The sequence below is a fragment of the Microcoleus sp. K1-B1 genome, assembly GCF_036704705.1.
Taxonomy (GTDB): Bacteria; Cyanobacteriota; Cyanobacteriia; order Cyanobacteriales; family Microcoleaceae; genus Microcoleus.
This window is the reverse complement of the sequence record NZ_JAUBSH010000117.1, coordinates 2,420-19,991: the sequence shown is the minus strand read 5'-3', so window position 1 is coordinate 19,991 and position 17,572 is coordinate 2,420. Positions and strand designations below refer to the sequence as shown.

Genomic DNA, 17,572 nt, shown 5'->3' with positions numbered 1-17,572 from the left:
ATCTCTTGTTTCATCTGTCGAAAGAATTCTTAAAGAATTTGGAGATAATTATGTAATTAATTTTGCTTAACTACTTACAATCAAAATCAGCACACTGCTGCAAAAAACGAGCCGGAATATCAGGCCGAGCACCCCAATGCAAATGCAAATAAGAAGCGTGCACCTGACAAACTCCCCAACCCTCAGCAACCGCCTCAACTTCCCCTCGCTTGCCATACCTCCAACTGTGATAAACTGGATTACTAGGTTCCACAGTTAAATGCGATCGATGAAACTCATGTCCCCAAACCTCATCAAGAGCAGTTAACACCGAACTATCCCTCACCGCCACAGCTTCTCGGTATCCCAGCGTCAAACGCTTTCCCATCGCAGCAGCAGTTTCCAACACTCCCACCCCTGGCCAAGAATTGCCATCGAAATCTACAATAGAATCGCACAAATACATCAAACCGCCGCACTCCGCATAAGTCGGCATTCCCGAAAAAATCGCACTTCTTACCGCATCCCGAATTAAAACATTACCGCTCAATTTTTGAGCAAACACTTCGGGAAAACCACCACCAAAATATAACCCTTGTACATTGTCAGGAAAAACCGAGTCATCAAGGGGACTCCAAAATACCAACTGGGCACCCAACTCTTCCAACAAATCAAGATTGTCCTGATAGTAAAAATTAAAAGCCCGATCGCGCGCAACTGCAATCCTCACTCCAAATTGTTTTCCCAAAGAGTTGACAACATCATTTTTTTGAGTTATAATTCCCGGAGGGAGACCGTGCCTACCCGAAAGTTGCTCAGACCCCTCACCCCCCTCATTTCGAGTTGCAGCCAACAAAGGCAAAAGTTGCTCCCAGTCAAAACTAACAGCAGCCAAATCAGCCAGTTTATCGATCGCAGCATGAAGATTCGGCAACTCCTCAGCCGGAATCAGCCCCAAATGTCGATCGGGAATAGTAACAGCCTCATCCCTACGCAAAACCCCCAAAATAGGTAAATTGAGCGGTTTGAGAGCATCTTGAAGCAGTTCCAAATGTCGATCGCTCGCCACCCGATTCAGCACCAAACCAGCGAATTTAAGGTCAGGGTTAAAAGAACGAAAACCGTGGGCGATCGCAGCCACAGAACCAGAGAGCCTGCTGCAATCTATCACAAACAATACCGGCAAATTCAGCAAATAAGCAACATGAGCCGTAGAAGCAAAGGAAAAATCATAATTGCCTGCTTCTTTTCGATAATTAATCCGTGTATCCGTGTCAAAATCCGTGTCGTGCCTTCCTGACTCCTGATTCCTTCGACTCACTCCATCAAATAGTCCCATCACCCCTTCAACTAAGGCATAATCGACATCTTGAATATGACGATAAAAACACTTTTTTACATAAGATTCAGACGTTAATACCGGGTCTAAATTGCGACAGGGGCGACCAGTAACAAAAGCATGAAACATGGGGTCAATGTAATCCGGGCCAACCTTAAAAGACTGAACATTCAAGCCGCGACGGATTAAAAAAGCTAAAAGTGCGATCGTCACAGTCGTCTTTCCCGCCCCGCTGCGTTCGCCAGCAATTACTAAAGCCATAGTTCTAAATTATTCACAAAAAATACAGAAAGCAGCCCGGTGATAAAATTATAAGTATTGGTCTTGAAGTTCTCAAAGAATACCTATTTAACGAACCGCGAAGACGCGAAGAGCGCGAAGGAAGAAGGAGAATAAGAGAGGTAATTTAGTTGCTTTTGGGAAGAAGTAATTTAGAGTTTAGAGTCAAAGAACATTATTAATTCAAAACTCATAACTTCTAACTGACAACTTCCAAAAAAGTAGGGCAGATATTGCCTGCCCCACTGAATATTAACTCAATCCTTCTTCCTTCTTCCCTCTTCCTTCTTCCTTCTTCCTTCTTCCCTCTCTTTACCGCTTAGCTAACTTCAGCATTTGAGCCGTCACTGCCAAACTTTCTTCGTAAAGCACATCTCGGCCCCAACTCTGCAAGTGCTGGCCCAGCAACTGTTCCGTCACCTGATCGAACAGAGGACTCACCTGGTTAAACCGATCGGTTTGAGCGCCACCCTTCGTTTCCATCCGCATACAGCCGCCCACTTCCGAACACAGAACGGTACCGCAGTCAGCCTTTTCGTTTGTAGAATTCAAACGCAGAGCAATCAAATCACCCGCGACATCGCCCGAATCAGCAGTAGGAATAGCAGCCAACTCGGCTTCGACAATCCGTTCGTCCGGCCCCGCGAATTTAATTCGCTTGATTTGGTAATCGCCCTCTTCCTGTTTGAAAGCAACAGGACGCCACTGAAGCCGGCTCGCCAGCCAACCCAAATACATCAGCGCTTGCGTAGAATTGTCTTGTTCGTAATCGATCGTCACCCGATCGATTTCCCGAATCGCAGCCCGACGTTCTGGGGCGTCAAAAGCCTCAGCAGCCAACTCCTGCCATGCGGCCAGCCGACGCCAATTCAGATCCGCGATCGGAATTCCCTCCTCGATCAGACTTTGCATCAACAGCAATTCAGCTTCACACTCGGCAAAGCTGCTAGAGTCAACAATCACAGAACTGCTAATTGCCGCCAGCCGCTGGAACAAACCTCGATCGGCATCAGGATTCGCCTTCCACCACAGCAGCGTCGGCAAATCCGGGATCGTCAACGCCGTCACGATGCCGCTCACCCGTTCCAAAGCAGCTTCCGTACCCCGCAGGGTAATATACTCGCAGCAGATCAGATTGCCAGTGGTGCGCTTGTGAACCGGACAATAAGCAGCCACTTGAGCCTGCACGCCCGTATCTTCCCCCGCCGTCGGGCACAGAGCAATAATCCGGCAGGGATTGGCAGCTACAATCGCGTCAGCCACGCCCGAACCCCCGGAACCCAAACCACTCGATCCCATCTCCTCGCCTTTTGAATTTTTGCGAGCCACTTCTTCCCGCAAAGTCGCCAGCAATTCAGCGTTAGGTTTGCCAGTTCTCGGCAGCCCGTAAGCTTTTTGAGCCGCCCTGATGCTAGATGCCGTCATCGGCCCGGTAATACCGTCCACCGGCCCGTCGTAAAACCCCAGATCCGCTAATAACCGCTGAGTTTCTTCGGGTTCGTAGACTACAAAAGTAAAAGTTGTTGCCCTACTAGCGATCGGAAAATCCCCTTTCGACCCCGATTCTCTGTAACTTTCCCAAATTTGACTCAATTCGGCCTCGATTTGGTCGATCGACACATCTTTAGGACTTTGTAGCGAAACCAGAGGCGGAGCTTTCATCGGTGTCATCGTCATAAATCTTCTCTCCCTTGTTATCAGTCATTACTCATTGGTTATTAGTCCTGGGTCATTAGTTAGTAGTTATTAGTTATTAGTTAGTAGTTATTAGTTAGTAGTTATTAGCTAATCACTAATACTAATGCTGACCAATAACTAATGACTAATGACTGCTGACTAATGGCTCTTAAAGTCTGCGCCACTTGCGGCCATCTCTGTTAAGTAGCAGTTCTGCTTCCGCCGGTTCCCAAGTACCCGCTTCGTATTTAGGAACCAAATCTTGGTCGTTGGACGATTCCCAAGCCATCAACGCCGGCGTTACCACCCGCCAAGCTTCTTCCACTTCATCAGAACGGGTAAACAAAGTTTGGTCGCCCAGCATACAATCAATTAACAGGCGATCGTAAGCATCCGAAGATGTCACCCCAAAAGAAGAACCGTAACTAAAATCCATATCCACCGTCCGCGTCCGCAAATCCGGCCCCGGCATTTTCGCCTCAAACCTCAGCGAAATCCCCTCGTTCGGATGCACGCGCATAGTCAAAACGTTAGGAGTAGTTTGTTGGGCCGCAGACTGAAAGATTAGCAGCGGAACTTCGCGGAACTGAATCGCAATTTCACTAACTTTTTTCGGCAACCGTTTGCCGGTTCGCAGGTAGAAAGGCACTCCCTGCCAGCGCCAGTTGTCAATCATAAACTTCATCGCCACAAACGTCGGCGTTGTCGAGTTGGGAGCAACCCCCGGTTCATCGTGATACCCCGGCACGGGTTTCCCCTTCATCCAACCTGCGGAATATTGACCCCGAATCGCTGAAAACTCCAAGTTATGCAAATCTGCCAAGCGAGTTGCTTGCAGAACTTTCATCTTTTCGGTGCGGATGCTGTCAGCGTCGAGCGAGTTTGGCGGTTCCATAGCCGTCAGACAGAAAATCTGCATCAAGTGGTTTTGCAGCATATCCCGCAACGCCCCAGAGGATTCGTAGTAACCAGCCCGGTCTTCTACGCCTACTGTTTCTGCAACTGTAATTTGTACGTGATCGACAAATTGCCGATTCCACAGCGGTTCAAAAATCGCGTTAGCAAACCGGAACACCATTAAATTCTGAACAGTTTCTTTACCCAAATAGTGGTCAATTCGGTAAACTTGCTGTTCTTGGCAAACCTTCTGCACGACTCGGTTGAGCGCTTTTGCCGAACTCAAGTCGCGGCCGAAGGGTTTTTCAATTACTAAGCGGTGTTTTACTGGATCAACCAGCATTTGAGCAGCGCCCAGTTGCCTAATTGCTTCTGGGAAAAAGTTCGGGGAAACTGAGAGATAAAATATGTGATTGCCGCGAGTTCTCCTTTCTTCGTCAAGTTCCGCTAAGAAAGCTTTGAGTTTTTCATAGCTTTCCGGGTTGTCAATGTCGCCCGGACAATAGTACAAACCTTGAGCGAAATCTTGCCAAAATTCTTCATTGCCAATGCCGCCACCAAATTCTTCAATGCCTTCGCGCATTTGCTCTCGGAAGTAATCGTGACTCCAAGGGCGGCGGGCTACTCCCACCACGGTAGTTTCCGGTGGCAAGCGTCGATCGCGCTTCATCTGATAAATTGCAGGTACCAGTTTGCGCTGGGTGAGATCCCCAGAAGCTCCGAAGATTACCAGAATTTGTGGTTCCGGCACTCGTTCTTTTCGCAAACCGACGCGCAGTGGATTTTCAAGTAGCGTTACCATTATTTATTTTCCTTGTTCTAGTGCTGTTAACCCTGCCAAGACACCATGATAGTTTGCGGTCATTTCTGCTAGTTTTTCGGTGAGAGAGCTAATCTGTTCTTCATACCGCTAGAGGAGGGAGATGATTTGGCTCTCTAGGAACTCTGAGAGCCATTAATCTCAAAATCCCTAGAGAGGATTCAAAACTCAGCATTTAAGAACCCAAATAATTATCTATTCCGATTCCTAAATGCTTCTGCCTTTCAGGATACAGATATCTGTCTAGGCGACGGGTGACAACTTCTGGACTTTCTCTTCCAAGGAATCCATCAGGGATTGGAACGGGGTGACGAATTTATCAATCCCGTCGAGTAGCAAGTCTGCCATCACTTTGTCCAAGTTGATGTCGATGTCGGGATCTTTGAGACTTTCGATCAGGGTGTAAGCTTCTGCAACGTTGTTCTCAATCCGGGGTGCGACATCGCAGTGGTCGAAACAAGCTTCAACAGTGTTCGGCGGCAAAGTGTTAACGGTGTCGGGGCCGATTAGTTCATCGACGTACATGACATCGCTGTAGTTGGGGTTTTTGGTGCTGGTGGAAGCCCACAGCAATCGCTGCACTTTCGCTCCTTTGGCTGCTAAAGCTTGCCAGCGATCGCTCGCTACGATCTCTTTATACTTCTGGTAAGCTATCTTCGCATTGGCGATCGCCACTTTCCCCTTCACTGCTTCCAGTTTAGCTTTTGTGGAAATATCTGTGACATTTTTGAGTTTCTCGTCAATCTTGCCATCGACATTGATGTCGATCCGGCTCAAGAAGAAACTGGCAACAGAAGCAATATTGCTCACATCCAAACCTTTAGCCACCCGCGCTTCCAAACCACGAATGTAAGCCCAGAAGGTTTCGACGTAGCTGTCAACCGAGAACAGCAAAGTCACGTTAACGTTAATGCCTTCGCTGATGACTCGTTCGACTGCGGGCAAACCTTCAGCGGTTCCCGGAATCTTAATCATCACGTTTTCTTTGCCGAGGGCTTGGTAATAGCGTATGGCTTCGCTAATCGTGCTTTCTGTGTCGTTGGCGATCGTCGGTGGCACTTCAATGCTTATGTAGCCGTCCAAACCCTTCGACTCTGCGTAAACGGGGGCGAAGATGTCGCAAGCGTTGCGAATATCTTCAAATACCAGAGATTCATAAATCTCCATTACAGATTTACCCGCCCGGATGCCCGCTTCGATATCCGCGTCGTAAATCACATTACCTGCGATCGCTTTCTCGAAAATAGCCGGATTAGATGTAATCCCCCGCAGTCCCCTACTTTCAATCATCTGTTTGAGTTCGCCGGACTCGATCAGATCGCGAGTCAAATTGTCCATCCAGATACTTTGGCCAATTTCTTTGATTTCTAACAGGTGATTCGTTGGTGTTGCTGTCATTACTGTAACTCCTACAATTTGATAATTGGGAATTGGAAATTTAGCATCGGGCTTAAAAGCATTGGGCATTGCTTAGTTGTTAGTTGTTAGTTGTTAGTTGTGATTTTTTGGTTCTAATAACCAATAACTAATAACTAATGACTAAGGACTTCATTCTTCAAGTGTTCTAGGATTGCGCGCTCGATCTTGAATAAAAGACTCGACCATCGCTACATTTTCTTTACTGCCGACAATCAAGGGCGATCGCTCGTGCAGTTTGGTCGGCACAACGTCTAAGATGTCTTGAGTCCCCGTACTGGCGCGCCCGCCGGCTTGCTCCATCAAAAACGCCAAAGGAGCCGATTCATAGAGCAAACGCAATTTGCCTTCCGGGTTTTTCACCGTTCCGGGGTACAAAAACACGCCTCCCTGGAACAAAATCCGGTGGAAATCTCCCACCAAAGCTCCACCGTACCGGGCGCTGTAGCCTTCGCTGCGGTGTACGTAGCGAATGTAGTCTCTCAAAGATTCCTCCCACTGCCAGAAGTTGCCTTCATTAACGCTGTAAATCGGGCCGCGATCGGGAACCTTAATGTTTTCGTTAGCTAGAATAAACTCGCCCAAACTCGGGTCGAGGGTAAAGGAATGAACACCCTGACCGATCGAATAAACCAGCATCGTACTGGGGCCGTAGAGTACATAGCCAGCGGCAATTTGTTTGTGTCCATGTTGCAGCAAGTCAGAAGCAGAGCCATCTGCATCGTCCCCCTCTTGCTTGCGGATGCTGAATATGGAGCCGACATTGAGATTGATGTCAAGATTGGAAGAACCGTCTATGGGATCGTAGAGCAGACTGTAACGCCCGATCGGACAATTTTCGGGAATGTAGTAGGGTTTTTCCATTTCCTCCGAAGCCAAGCGGCAGACAAGTCCGCTTTGCTGGAATACCGAGATAAACACTTCATTGGCATAGATATCCATCTTTTTGACGGATTCTCCCTGCACGTTCGTAGCCCCTGTAAACCCCAAGGCATCTGCCATTAATCCGGCTCTGCTGAGTCGCCTTGCGATCAGCTTGGCAGCTAGTCCGATGCGATTCATCAGGGCGCTGAGATCCTGAGCATCTGCTGAAAAGCTGTGAAGTTGCTGGAGTACGTGACGAGATAGGGTTGTGCAATCGCGGTCTAAGGCTTGCACCTGATCGATCGGGCCCAGGCGGGTTTCCCCTGTCGGCGCGTTTACCATGATTTTGATGTCCTCCCTGTCTTGCTGCTCTGGATTTGGGTTCGATGGAGTCCTTGACACTTGCCCCTGAATCGGCTACTAGACCGATCGTCCCCCAACTTCTATCTTAGGAAGGGTTTTGCCAAAGGGGGATAAACTTTAGGTGAATTTTAGATCCCCATCGAAAGTGTTCTCCAAGAGTGAGGAGTTCGATCGGCTGTTGAGTCGGGAATTGTATTAAAAATCACTAATTTTTTTGATTAACCGCAGAGGACGCAGAGGGCGCTGAGAGAAAAAGTGGCGATAGAGAAGCCTACGAACGTTGGCTAGCATCTCAAAAAGACCGACAACTTCCTTTGCGCGAAGAAGATGTAGAACCTATTGTTAATTTGCTGGAATTGCTTGCAGGCATTTACGATCGCGTCGGCTATGATTATCGGCTCGATTACGATCGAGATCCCGTACGTAAATTTTCGCCAAAGGTGATATGCCCCTCAAAAATTATGGGTAAGCTATCCATAGAAATACGGTAATTGAAATTTAAGCAAATATACAGAGTCAGTCATTGACTTTTCTATTGACTTGTTTGAAATATACTCAAACGCTCAACTTACATTGCCTAAATTTTTCAAAATTTCGGTTACAAAAACCCAAATAGAAAATGTTGTTTGGTACTCATCAACCCAGGACAATGCTATGGATATTATTTCACAAATTCCCCATAACTTAGTCAACCACTATCAGATTAAAAATCTGCTTGGAGAAGGCGGTAGTAGCACAACTTATGAAGCCGTTGACATCCAAACACACCAGCGAGTCGCACTCAAAGCTTTGTCTTTACAGAAGATGAATGACTGGAAAGTCCTGGAACTATTTGAACGAGAAGCCAATGTTTTATCAAAATTGAATCATCCGAGAATTCCGCGTTATTTGGATTATTTTTATGTCGATACTCCCGATAACCGTTGTTTTTATATAGTACAAGAACTGGCAGAAGGGCAATCTCTAGCCAGTTTAGTCGAAAATGGCTGGCACGCTAGTGAACCAGAAATTCAACGCATTGCCACACAAATTTTAGAGATTTTAGTTTATCTCCATTCACAGACACCACCTGTTATCCACCGGGATATTAAACCAGAAAATATTGTTTTTAAATCCCCCATTAATTCCCACCAACCAAAAGATTGGGAAGTTTGCTTAGTAGATTTTGGAGCTGTGCAAAACACTTATTACAATACTTTAATGCGAGGAAGTACCGTAGTTGGAACCTATGGTTATATGGCTCCCGAACAATTTCTCGGACAAGCCGTACCTGCAACAGATTTATATGGTTTAGGAGCGACCTTGTTGTATTTACTAACCCACCGTTCCCCGGCCGAATTACCAACAAATATACTAGAGGGAGATTTTCGCTCTCAAATTCAGATTTCTTCAGCATTTGCCGATTGGTTAAAAAAGATGATAGCGCCTGATTTAGAAAACCGCTTTAACTCGGCAAAAGAAGCGCTTGAATTGCTGCGAAATCCTCGAATAGTTAGCGTTAAATCCAATCGCTCGACGCAATGGGAAAAACGCCTCAAAATAGGAATTGCTGCTATTGCTACTGTTGCTGTTTTCAATCACTTTAAATATCCCATACTCAACCGGATTGGATTTACACCCAATGCAGTTGTCGAGGCTGTCGAACAGGGAGATACTAAAACTGTTAAGCATTATCTGGATCTTGGTATTAGTGTCAGTACCAGGATATATAATCTTAATTTACTACACTTGGCTGGCTCAAAAGAGGTGGCAGAGTTGTTAATTGCCGAGGGTGCAGATGTCAAAGCTCAGGATACATTTGGCTTTACCCCGTTACACTTTGCTGTTGCATTCGATCGCATAAAATTGGCAAAAATGCTAATTGCTAAAGGTGCAGATATTAACGCCCAGAGTGAACCTGATGTTGATGTAGCTCTTGTGTCGAATTCTATATGGACTTATAAATTGCGAAGGTTTTTACCTGGCAATAGTATGGGTACCACTCCTCTATTCTTTGCGCGATCGCCTGAAATGACCAAGTTGCTGATTGCTAAAGGCGCAAACGTCAATGTCAAAAACAATAAAGGTTTGACTCCTCTACATATGGCGCAATCGAAGGCAAAAGCACAAATACTACTCGCCGCAGGCGCAAAAATTAACATCAAAGAAGACAATGCCCGAAATGGCAAGAGTACAGCTTTATTACATAACGCAGTCAAAATAGGCTTTAAGGAGTTGGTACAACAGCTAATTAAAGACGGTGCAAATGTGGCGATTCTGGATAGTGAAAAAAGAACTCCACTGCACTATGCAACCACAAAAGAAGTTGCTGCTTTGCTAATGCTGGATATCAACGCTATGGACGAATCTGGAAATACTCCGTTACACCTAGCTGTCGATCGAGGATCTCAAGATATCGCTGAACTGCTAATTGCTAATGGTGCAAGGGTTAACGTTAGAAATGAGAAGGGTCAAACTCCATTGTATCGAGCGATCGCGATCGGACACAATGATATTGCTGCACTGCTAATTAACAACGGTACAGATGTCAATAATATAGATGGATCTGGCACAACTCCACTGCACAAAGCCGCACATCATGGCACTGTAAAAATCTTAAAATTGCTGATTGCTAAAGGTGCAGAAATTAACATCCAGGATAATCAAAGAAAAACTCCACTGGATATCGCCGTAGACCTGAAACTTCAGGATACAGTGGCGCTGCTAATTAGTAAAAACCCAGATGTTAATATTGAAGACAAAGAAGGCAGAACTTTACTGCATATCGCTGTCGATTTCAAACTTGAGAATGTAGCCAAACAACTCATTGCCAAAGGTGCATTCGTTAATGCCAAAAATAACTTGCTTCAAACTCCCCTGCATCTTGCTGTTGCTCAAGGCTCTCAAGATATCGCTGAACTGCTAATTGCTAATGGCGCAAGGGTTAACGTTAGAAATGAGAACGGTCAAACTCCATTGTATCAAGCGATCGCGATCGGACACAATGATATTGCTGCACTGCTAATTAAAAACGGTGCCGATGTCAATAACAGAGATATATGTGACACAACTCCACTGCATAAAGCCGCACATTATGGCACGGTAGAAATCTTAAAATTACTGATTGCTAAAGGTGCAAAAATTGACGTTACCAACTGCTATGGCGAGACGCCGCTAAAGATAGCAGAAACCAACTGGAACCCCGACCGAGACCCAGCAGCCAAAATACTCAGATCTCGCGGCGCAACAGACTAATTATCCAAAATCAACCCAGGCACAAAAATATGAAAACACTACAACAATCGGAAAAAATCCTTGCTGAAAGATATCGCATTCTCGGCAAATTAGGACAGGGCGGAGTTGGAATCACCTATGCTGCGGTAGATTTAAACAGCAATCAAAAAGTTGCACTCAAAGCTTTATCCCTACGCCTGACAACTGAATGGAAGAAAATCGAGTTATTTGAACGAGAAGCAAAAACTTTATCGGGATTGAATCATCCGGGAATTCCTCGCTACATTGACTACTTTCAAGTGGATACTTCCCAAGATCGTTGTTTTTATATCGCCCAACAACTCGCACCGGGAAAATCTCTCGCACAGTGGATAGAAAATGGCTGGAAACCCAATGAAGCGCAAGTTCGTCATATCGCCTCTAAAGTGCTAGAAATTATAGTTTATCTGCAATCGCTGTTGCCTCCTACTATCCACCGAGATATCAAGCCCCAAAATATTATTATGCAAAAAAATGGGCGAGTCTTCCTAGTTGATTTTGGCGCAGTTCAAAATACTTACCATCATACCGTTACAGGAGGCAGTACCGTTGTCGGAACCTACGGTTACATGGCACCAGAACAATTCAGAGGAAAAGCTGTATTATCAACAGATTTGTATGGATTAGGCACAACGCTGCTTTTCCTGTTAACCCAGAAATTTCCATCCGATCTACCCAGACAAAAGCAGAAGATAAAATTCCGCGATCGCGTCTCTATTTCTCCAGAGTTTGCCAACTGGTTAGAGAAGATAATTGAACCCGCAATTGAAGATAGATTTGACTCAGCAAAAGATGCTTTATCAGCGTTGCGAGGGGAACAGCCAAGCGGGATTAATCGCGAAAAAATGTTTAAGCGATCGCCCCAATCACGAATTACTTTAATTGATGCTAAACGGTGGTTATTGATCAAGATACACCCCGATCGTTCACCTAGCAAAATCAAGTGTTTTTTCCAGTTCATTCATCGGAGTTATAAATTTTTACTTCCCTTCTCTTTGATTCTGGGATTTTTTATATTTAGCTTGTCTCAATACGCTGCTGCCGACTGGCTAAATAAATTATTTAACCAATTTTTCGTTATATCAATCCTAGCTATAATAATAGCTACCGTATTTTATGCTTTGATGTGGTTGTATAGGATTGATTATTATCTATTCACTAGACCAAGACCAATTCAAATCAGCCCTCAAGATATCCAGCGGGTAAAGTTGAGGGGAATTCATCTGCCATTGCTCAAAAAATCGATGACTTTTTGCGGGATTCGCGCTAAGCCGCGTAACTATTGTTTTGGCTTATTTTTGCCGCAAGCTGAGAAAGAATGGTTGGTAGGGGAATTGAACAATTGTTTAAGTAAACTAAAGTAAATCATTGTTATCCACAGATTTGATAAAAAACCCGTTTTTTTTTATTGCGTTGGTTAAGTAAATGCGGAAGTATAGAAGATTTTATGTACTAATTTAGGCAATAATAATCATCAAAAAATCCTGGATCGGGCATGACAATAAAACTATAAATAATCTCGATATTTATGAAATATGACTGCAAAAGGGGAAGCCGATCGCACTTCTTGAATACGTAGCTAAAAGATTAGTTGAGAGTCGCGATCGCCTTTTCGATTGGTTATGCTTAACTCAGGGCGATCGTTTCTGTCAGTTTACTGACCAACAAAAATAAAGATGTTTGTGGTTAAATAGCGTAAAGGCAAGAAATATATCGCCGTCACAGGGGTAGTGTCGTTAAGCTCCTGTATCTCCTAAGCGTGAAGGTTCGATTGATGAGTATTCCTACTCGAAATAAAAAAACTATCTTGTTTTTGGCAGCCAACCCCAAAAATACCACCCCTGTGGACTTACAGAAAGAGGCGAAGGAAATTGCAGAGGGGTTGCAACGTTCTAAAAATGCCGACAAGTTCCAACTGGAGCAACAGTGGGCGGTGACGCCAAGAGAGATGCAGCGAGCAATATTAGATTATAAACCAGAGGTTGTGCATTTTTCTGGGCATGGTGCAGGAGAAGGGGGTTTAGCCCTAGAAGATGACATGGGGCAGATTAAGCTGGTAAATGCCAAAGCTTTGGCAGCTTTGTTTGAGGCGTTTAATGAGTACGTGCAGTGCGTAATACTCAACGCTTGCTATTCAGAAGTGCAAGCTGAGGCGATCGCACGTCACATTCCCTATGTGATCGGCATGAAGCAAGCGGTGGGAGATAACGCCGCACGAGTGTTTGCTGTAGGGTTTTACGATACGTTGGCGGCGGGGGAGTTGATCGAACGTGCCTATAAGTTGGGTTGCGTTAGCATCAGCATGGCAGGGATTCCAGAAGAACTTACTCCGGTATTAAAGAAAAAGTCGGATTTTTCTGAGTTGGATGCTGCAGATCCGCGCGATGCTTCTGTTAGCGATATCGTTGAGGAGTCGTCGCCTGTGGTGGAAAATGCGCGATCGATCGCCGCACCTCCCGTTTTTATGCCCAACTTAGACAACCCAGAAGGTTCTGTGAGTTTAGATTCACCCCTATATATCGATCGGCCTCCCATCGAATCGGACTGCTACCAAACTATTGTCAAAGCAGGAGCTTTAATCCGAATTAAAGCCCCCCGACAAATGGGAAAAACTTCCTTAGTGCAGCGAATTTTATACCACGCCAAGGAACAGGGATATCAAACAGCGTATTTAAACTTTCAATGGGCTGATGGCAGTTTTCTCACCCATCTTGATGAGTTATTACAGTGGTTTTGTGGTGAGATTACCAATGAATTAAATTTAGAAGATAGGTTAGGAGAATATTGGAAAGGCGTTCTCGGCAGTAAAAATAAAAGCACCAAGTATTTCCAACGCTATCTACTATCTGACAGCGATCGGCCTCTTGTTTTAGGGTTAGATGAAGTCGATCGGATTTTTCCGCATTCCGAAATAGCCACCGACTTCTTTGGATTATTACGAGCTTGGCACGAGCGGGGAAAAAATGAGGAAATTTGGAAAAAGCTAAGGTTAGTCATTTCTCACTCTCAAGAAGTTTATATTCCTCTCAATATTAATCAGTCGCCATTTAACGTGGGATTGCCCATAGAGTTACCTGAACTCAATCAGATCCAGGTAACAGATTTAGTCAATCGACACCGATTAAATTGGTCAAATCAAGAGATTTGTGACCTGATGGAAATGGTGGGCGGTCATCCTTATTTAGTGCGAGTTGCTCTCTACCAAATTGCCAGGGGGAGAATTACCTTAGAGCGCTTGCTAGAAGTCGCTCCTACTGAAGAAGGCCCTTACTACGATCATTTACGGCGACATTTAATTAACTTGGAAAAAGATGCCGAACTAGCAGCAACAATTAGACAAGTGATTAACAGCGAACAACCTGTAGAAATTAATACCGGAGAGGCTTTTAAATTGCGAAGCATGGGGTTGATAAAATTTCAGGGAAATGCTGTCATGCCATTGTGTGGTTTGTATCGTCAATATTTTCGCCATCGCCTAGCCTCTCCCCAAGCGAATCTGACTCCTGTGCAACAAACTAATAACCAATCAAGCTTGCTAGAGAGTAATTTAGCAGCTATTATTTTTTCAGATGTAGTTAATTCCACCGCTTTATCAGTTGCCAACCAAAAGCTGACACTAGAATTAGTGAATCGAGATTTCAACATCATCCGAGGCATCTGCGCTAAACATCAAGGCAAAGTCCTTAAAGAAATGGGCGATGGTTTATTAATTTGCTTTCCAGAAAGTGCCGTAAAAGCAGTTGCCTGTGCGTTAGAAATACAGCGAAGTTTCGCCGAAGCTGCTACAACCTTACCTCCGAGTCATGTCCTGCAACATCGCATTGGTATTCACTTGGGGGAAATCTTCTTTTTTAATAATGATATTAGGGGGGCTGGTGTAAATTTAGCGGCTCGTTTAGAAGGGAAAGCAGAGCCAGGAGGAATCTGTATTTCTGAAACAGTTTATCAAGTCGTTAAAACCCACTCACCTTTAAATGTAATTGACTTAGGTATGCAACAGTTAAAGGGAATTTCTGAACCTGTACGGCTGTACAAATTGATTCCTTAATTTTCTAATTTTCCACCTATAAATTAACAATGACTATGAAAGATTATGAATATCAAGTGGGAGGGAGCCTGCCGGCCAACGCTCCAACTTATGTCACTAGGAAGGCGGATGAAGAACTTTATCAAGCTTTAAAAGCCGGAGAATTCTGCTATGTTCTTAATTCCAGACAAATGGGAAAATCATCACTGCGAGTGCGGACAATGCAGCGGTTACAAGCAGAGGGAATCGCCTGTAGTAGTATTGATATCACAGAAATAGGCACCTCAGATATTACGCCAGAAGAGTGGTATGCAGGCGTGATTGATAGCATCGTCAGCCGATTAGATTTGTATGACGTTTTTGATTTAGATGAATGGTGGGAGCAGAATAGTATACTATCGAATGTTAAACGATTTAGTAAATTTATTGAAGAAGTATTACTCAAGAAAATTTCAGGTTATATCGTAATTTTTGTCGATGAATCGGACAGCTTAATCAGCTTAAACTTTAAAATAGAAGATTTTTTTGCTGTAATTAGAGATTGCTATAACAATCGAGCCGATCAACCAGACTATCGTCGATTAACATTTACGATGTTAGGGGTAGCAACTCCCTCAGATTTAATTCAAGACAAGCGACGCACTCCGTTTAATATTGGTCGAGGAATAGAGTTAACCGGGTTTCAATTAGCAGAAGCCCAACCTTTGGCAGTCGGCTTAGAAACTCAAGCAGGAAATGCTCAATATTTATTAGAAGCAATCTTATATTGGACTAGAGGACAGCCGTTTTTAACGCAAAAAGTTTGTAAATTGCTGCTCAATCATGCCAACTATGCCTCAATTCAAAATCCCGCTGAGTGGGTAGGAAATTTAGTCCAAGAAAAAGTGATTGATAATTGGGAAGGGCAGGATGAACCAGAGCATTTAAAGACGATTCGCGATCGCATTTTACGCAGCGAACAACGGGCAAGTAGGTTATTGGGACTATATCAGCAAATTTTGCAGCACCATGAGATAGGGACTGATGATAGTCCAGAACAAATGGAACTACGATTAACTGGGTTGGTGGTTAAGCAGTCTGGCAAACTTAAAGTTTATAACCGGATTTATCAATCGGTTTTTAACCTAGATTGGGTGGAAAAGCAATTAGCGGAGCTCCGTCCTTACAGCCAAAGTTTTAAAGCTTGGATAGAGTCTGATTGCCAAGATGAATCGCGGCTGTTGCGGGGTCAAGCCTTGCAAGATGCTCAAACTTGGGCAGCAGATAAAAGTTTGAGCGATTTGGATTATCAGTTTTTAAATGCCAGTCGGGAAGTCCAACAACGGGAAGTTGAACGAGAGTTAGAAGCACAGAGACACGCGAATAAAATTTTGACAGAAGCGAATCAGACGTTAATTAAAGCGCAGGAATTGGCCACATATAAAATCACTCAAGCCCAGAATTTAGCAAATGTAATTCAGGAAACTGCTTTTTCTAATGAATCATTTCGTTCAGGACAGACATTCCAAGCACTGTTGGAAGCATTAAAGGCAGGATACGCATTCAAACAACTAGATGCTTCAGCCGAGACGACAAAACAGATTAGAGGACGAGTGATAGCTGCGCTGCAACAAGCAGTGTCCGCAGTAAAAGAGCGCAATCATTTGGAAGGGCATAGCAATTCGGTCTGGAGTGTCGCCTTTAGTCCAGATGGCTTGACTTTGGTTTCTGCAAGCAGTGACAACACTATCCAACTGTGGGACTTGCAAACCCAAAAACCCATTGCTACCCTCACCGGGCATAGCAGTTCGGTCAGAAGCGTCGCCTTTAGTCCAGATGGCTTGACTTTGGTTTCTGCAAGCAGTGACAACACCATCAAACTGTGGCACCTGCAAAGCCAAAAACCCATCGCTACCCTCACCGGGCATAGCAGTTCGGTCAGAAGCGTCGCCTTTAGTCCAGATGGCTTGACTTTGGCTTCTGCAAGCAGTGACAACACCATCAAACTGTGGCACCTGCAAAGCCAAAAACCCATCGCTACCCTCACCGGGCATAGCAGTTCGGTCAGAAGCGTCGCCTTTAGTCCAGATGGCTTGACTTTGGCTTCTGCAAGCTATGACAGCACCATCAAACTGTGGGATTTGCAAAGCCAAAAACCCATCGCTACCCTCAGCGGGCATAGCAGTTCGGTCTATAGCGTCGCCTTTAGTCCAGATGGCAAAAGATTGGCTTCTGCAAGCAGTGACAGCACCATCAAACTGTGGCACCTGCAAAGCCAAAAACCCATCGCTACCCTCAGCGGGCATAGCAGTTCGGTCTGGAGCGTCGCCTTTAGTCCAGATGGCAAGAGATTGGCTTCTGCAAGCAGTGACAACACCATCAAACTGTGGCACCTGCAAAGCCAAAAACCCATCGCTACTCTCAGCGGGCATAGCAGTTCGGTTTGGAGCGTCGCCTTTAGTCCAGATGGCAAGAGATTGGCTTCTGCAAGTGACGACAACACCATCAAACTGTGGCACCTGCAAAGCCAAAAACCCATCGCTACCCTCACCGGGCATAGCAATTCTGTCAGAAGCGTCGCCTTTAGTCCAGATGGCTTGACTTTGGCTTCTGCAAGTGACGACAACACCATCAAACTGTGGCACCTGCAAAGCCAAAAACCCATCGCTACCCTCACCGG

At 45.0% G+C, this 17,572-nt stretch carries 10 protein-coding genes; 5 read left to right on the top strand and 5 right to left on the bottom strand.

The window, feature by feature from the left end; genetic code table 11:
- Positions 1-70: 70 nt before the first annotated feature.
- The 5 genes from QUA83_RS27105 to fbp all read right to left on the bottom strand — a co-directional run bounded on the left by QUA83_RS27105 (position 71) and on the right by fbp (position 7,613).
- Positions 71-1,579 carry a cobyrinate a,c-diamide synthase gene (locus QUA83_RS27105; protein WP_333297038.1) on the bottom strand — a complete coding sequence of 503 codons (1,509 nt, stop codon included), beginning with the start codon at positions 1,577-1,579 and terminating at the stop codon, positions 71-73.
- Positions 1,580-1,909: 330 nt separating this feature from the next.
- Positions 1,910-3,274, bottom strand: coding sequence for a glucose-6-phosphate dehydrogenase assembly protein OpcA (opcA, locus tag QUA83_RS27100; RefSeq protein ID WP_333297036.1), 1,365 nt, complete (start codon positions 3,272-3,274; stop codon positions 1,910-1,912).
- A gap of 169 nt (positions 3,275-3,443) precedes the next feature.
- On the bottom strand, positions 3,444-4,973 hold the full coding sequence (zwf, locus tag QUA83_RS27095; protein ID WP_333297034.1) for a glucose-6-phosphate dehydrogenase: 1,530 nt from the start codon (positions 4,971-4,973) through the stop codon (positions 3,444-3,446).
- Positions 4,974-5,234: 261 nt separating this feature from the next.
- The gene (gene tal / locus QUA83_RS27090) at positions 5,235-6,389 is read right to left on the bottom strand and encodes a transaldolase (protein WP_333297040.1); all 1,155 of its coding nucleotides are present in this window, start codon (positions 6,387-6,389) and stop codon (positions 5,235-5,237) included.
- 150 nt (positions 6,390-6,539) lie between these two features.
- Positions 6,540-7,613 (bottom strand): class 1 fructose-bisphosphatase, encoded by a 1,074-nt coding sequence (gene fbp, locus QUA83_RS27085; RefSeq protein WP_333297039.1) that lies wholly within the window; start codon positions 7,611-7,613, stop codon positions 6,540-6,542.
- A gap of 335 nt (positions 7,614-7,948) precedes the next feature.
- Here fbp and QUA83_RS27080 point away from each other — a divergent pair, with 335 nt between their 5' ends.
- The 5 genes from QUA83_RS27080 to QUA83_RS27060 form a co-directional block, all read left to right on the top strand.
- Positions 7,949-8,125 carry a DUF4058 family protein gene (locus QUA83_RS27080; RefSeq protein ID WP_333297033.1) on the top strand — a complete coding sequence of 59 codons (177 nt, stop codon included), beginning with the start codon at positions 7,949-7,951 and terminating at the stop codon, positions 8,123-8,125.
- Between the two features lie 163 nt (positions 8,126-8,288).
- Positions 8,289-10,868: an ankyrin repeat domain-containing protein gene (locus QUA83_RS27075; RefSeq protein WP_333297031.1), complete on the top strand. Its 2,580-nt coding sequence runs from the start codon at positions 8,289-8,291 to the stop codon at positions 10,866-10,868.
- A 29-nt stretch (positions 10,869-10,897) separates the two neighbouring features.
- Positions 10,898-12,250 carry a serine/threonine-protein kinase gene (locus QUA83_RS27070; RefSeq protein ID WP_333297029.1) on the top strand — a complete coding sequence of 451 codons (1,353 nt, stop codon included), beginning with the start codon at positions 10,898-10,900 and terminating at the stop codon, positions 12,248-12,250.
- A gap of 410 nt (positions 12,251-12,660) precedes the next feature.
- Positions 12,661-14,934 (top strand): AAA-like domain-containing protein, encoded by a 2,274-nt coding sequence (locus QUA83_RS27065; protein WP_333297028.1) that lies wholly within the window; start codon positions 12,661-12,663, stop codon positions 14,932-14,934.
- A gap of 29 nt (positions 14,935-14,963) precedes the next feature.
- Positions 14,964-17,572, top strand: a 2,609-nt coding sequence (locus QUA83_RS27060) for an AAA-like domain-containing protein (protein ID WP_333297027.1), incomplete at its 3' end; no start/stop codon positions are given.

Bases quoted from the DNA above. Each gene is read 5' to 3' on its own strand.
- opcA (WP_333297036.1), bottom strand. From the start codon at position 3,274: ATGACGATGACACCGATGAAAGCTCCGCCTCTGGTTTCGCTACAAAGT.
- QUA83_RS27065 (WP_333297028.1), top strand. From the start codon at position 12,661: ATGAGTATTCCTACTCGAAATAAAAAAACTATCTTGTTTTTGGCAGCC.
- QUA83_RS27105 (WP_333297038.1), bottom strand. From the start codon at position 1,579: ATGGCTTTAGTAATTGCTGGCGAACGCAGCGGGGCGGGAAAGACGACT.
- zwf (WP_333297034.1), bottom strand. From the start codon at position 4,973: ATGGTAACGCTACTTGAAAATCCACTGCGCGTCGGTTTGCGAAAAGAA.
- tal (WP_333297040.1), bottom strand. From the start codon at position 6,389: ATGACAGCAACACCAACGAATCACCTGTTAGAAATCAAAGAAATTGGC.
- QUA83_RS27075 (WP_333297031.1), top strand. From the start codon at position 8,289: ATGGATATTATTTCACAAATTCCCCATAACTTAGTCAACCACTATCAG.
- fbp (WP_333297039.1), bottom strand. From the start codon at position 7,613: ATGGTAAACGCGCCGACAGGGGAAACCCGCCTGGGCCCGATCGATCAG.
- QUA83_RS27070 (WP_333297029.1), top strand. From the start codon at position 10,898: ATGAAAACACTACAACAATCGGAAAAAATCCTTGCTGAAAGATATCGC.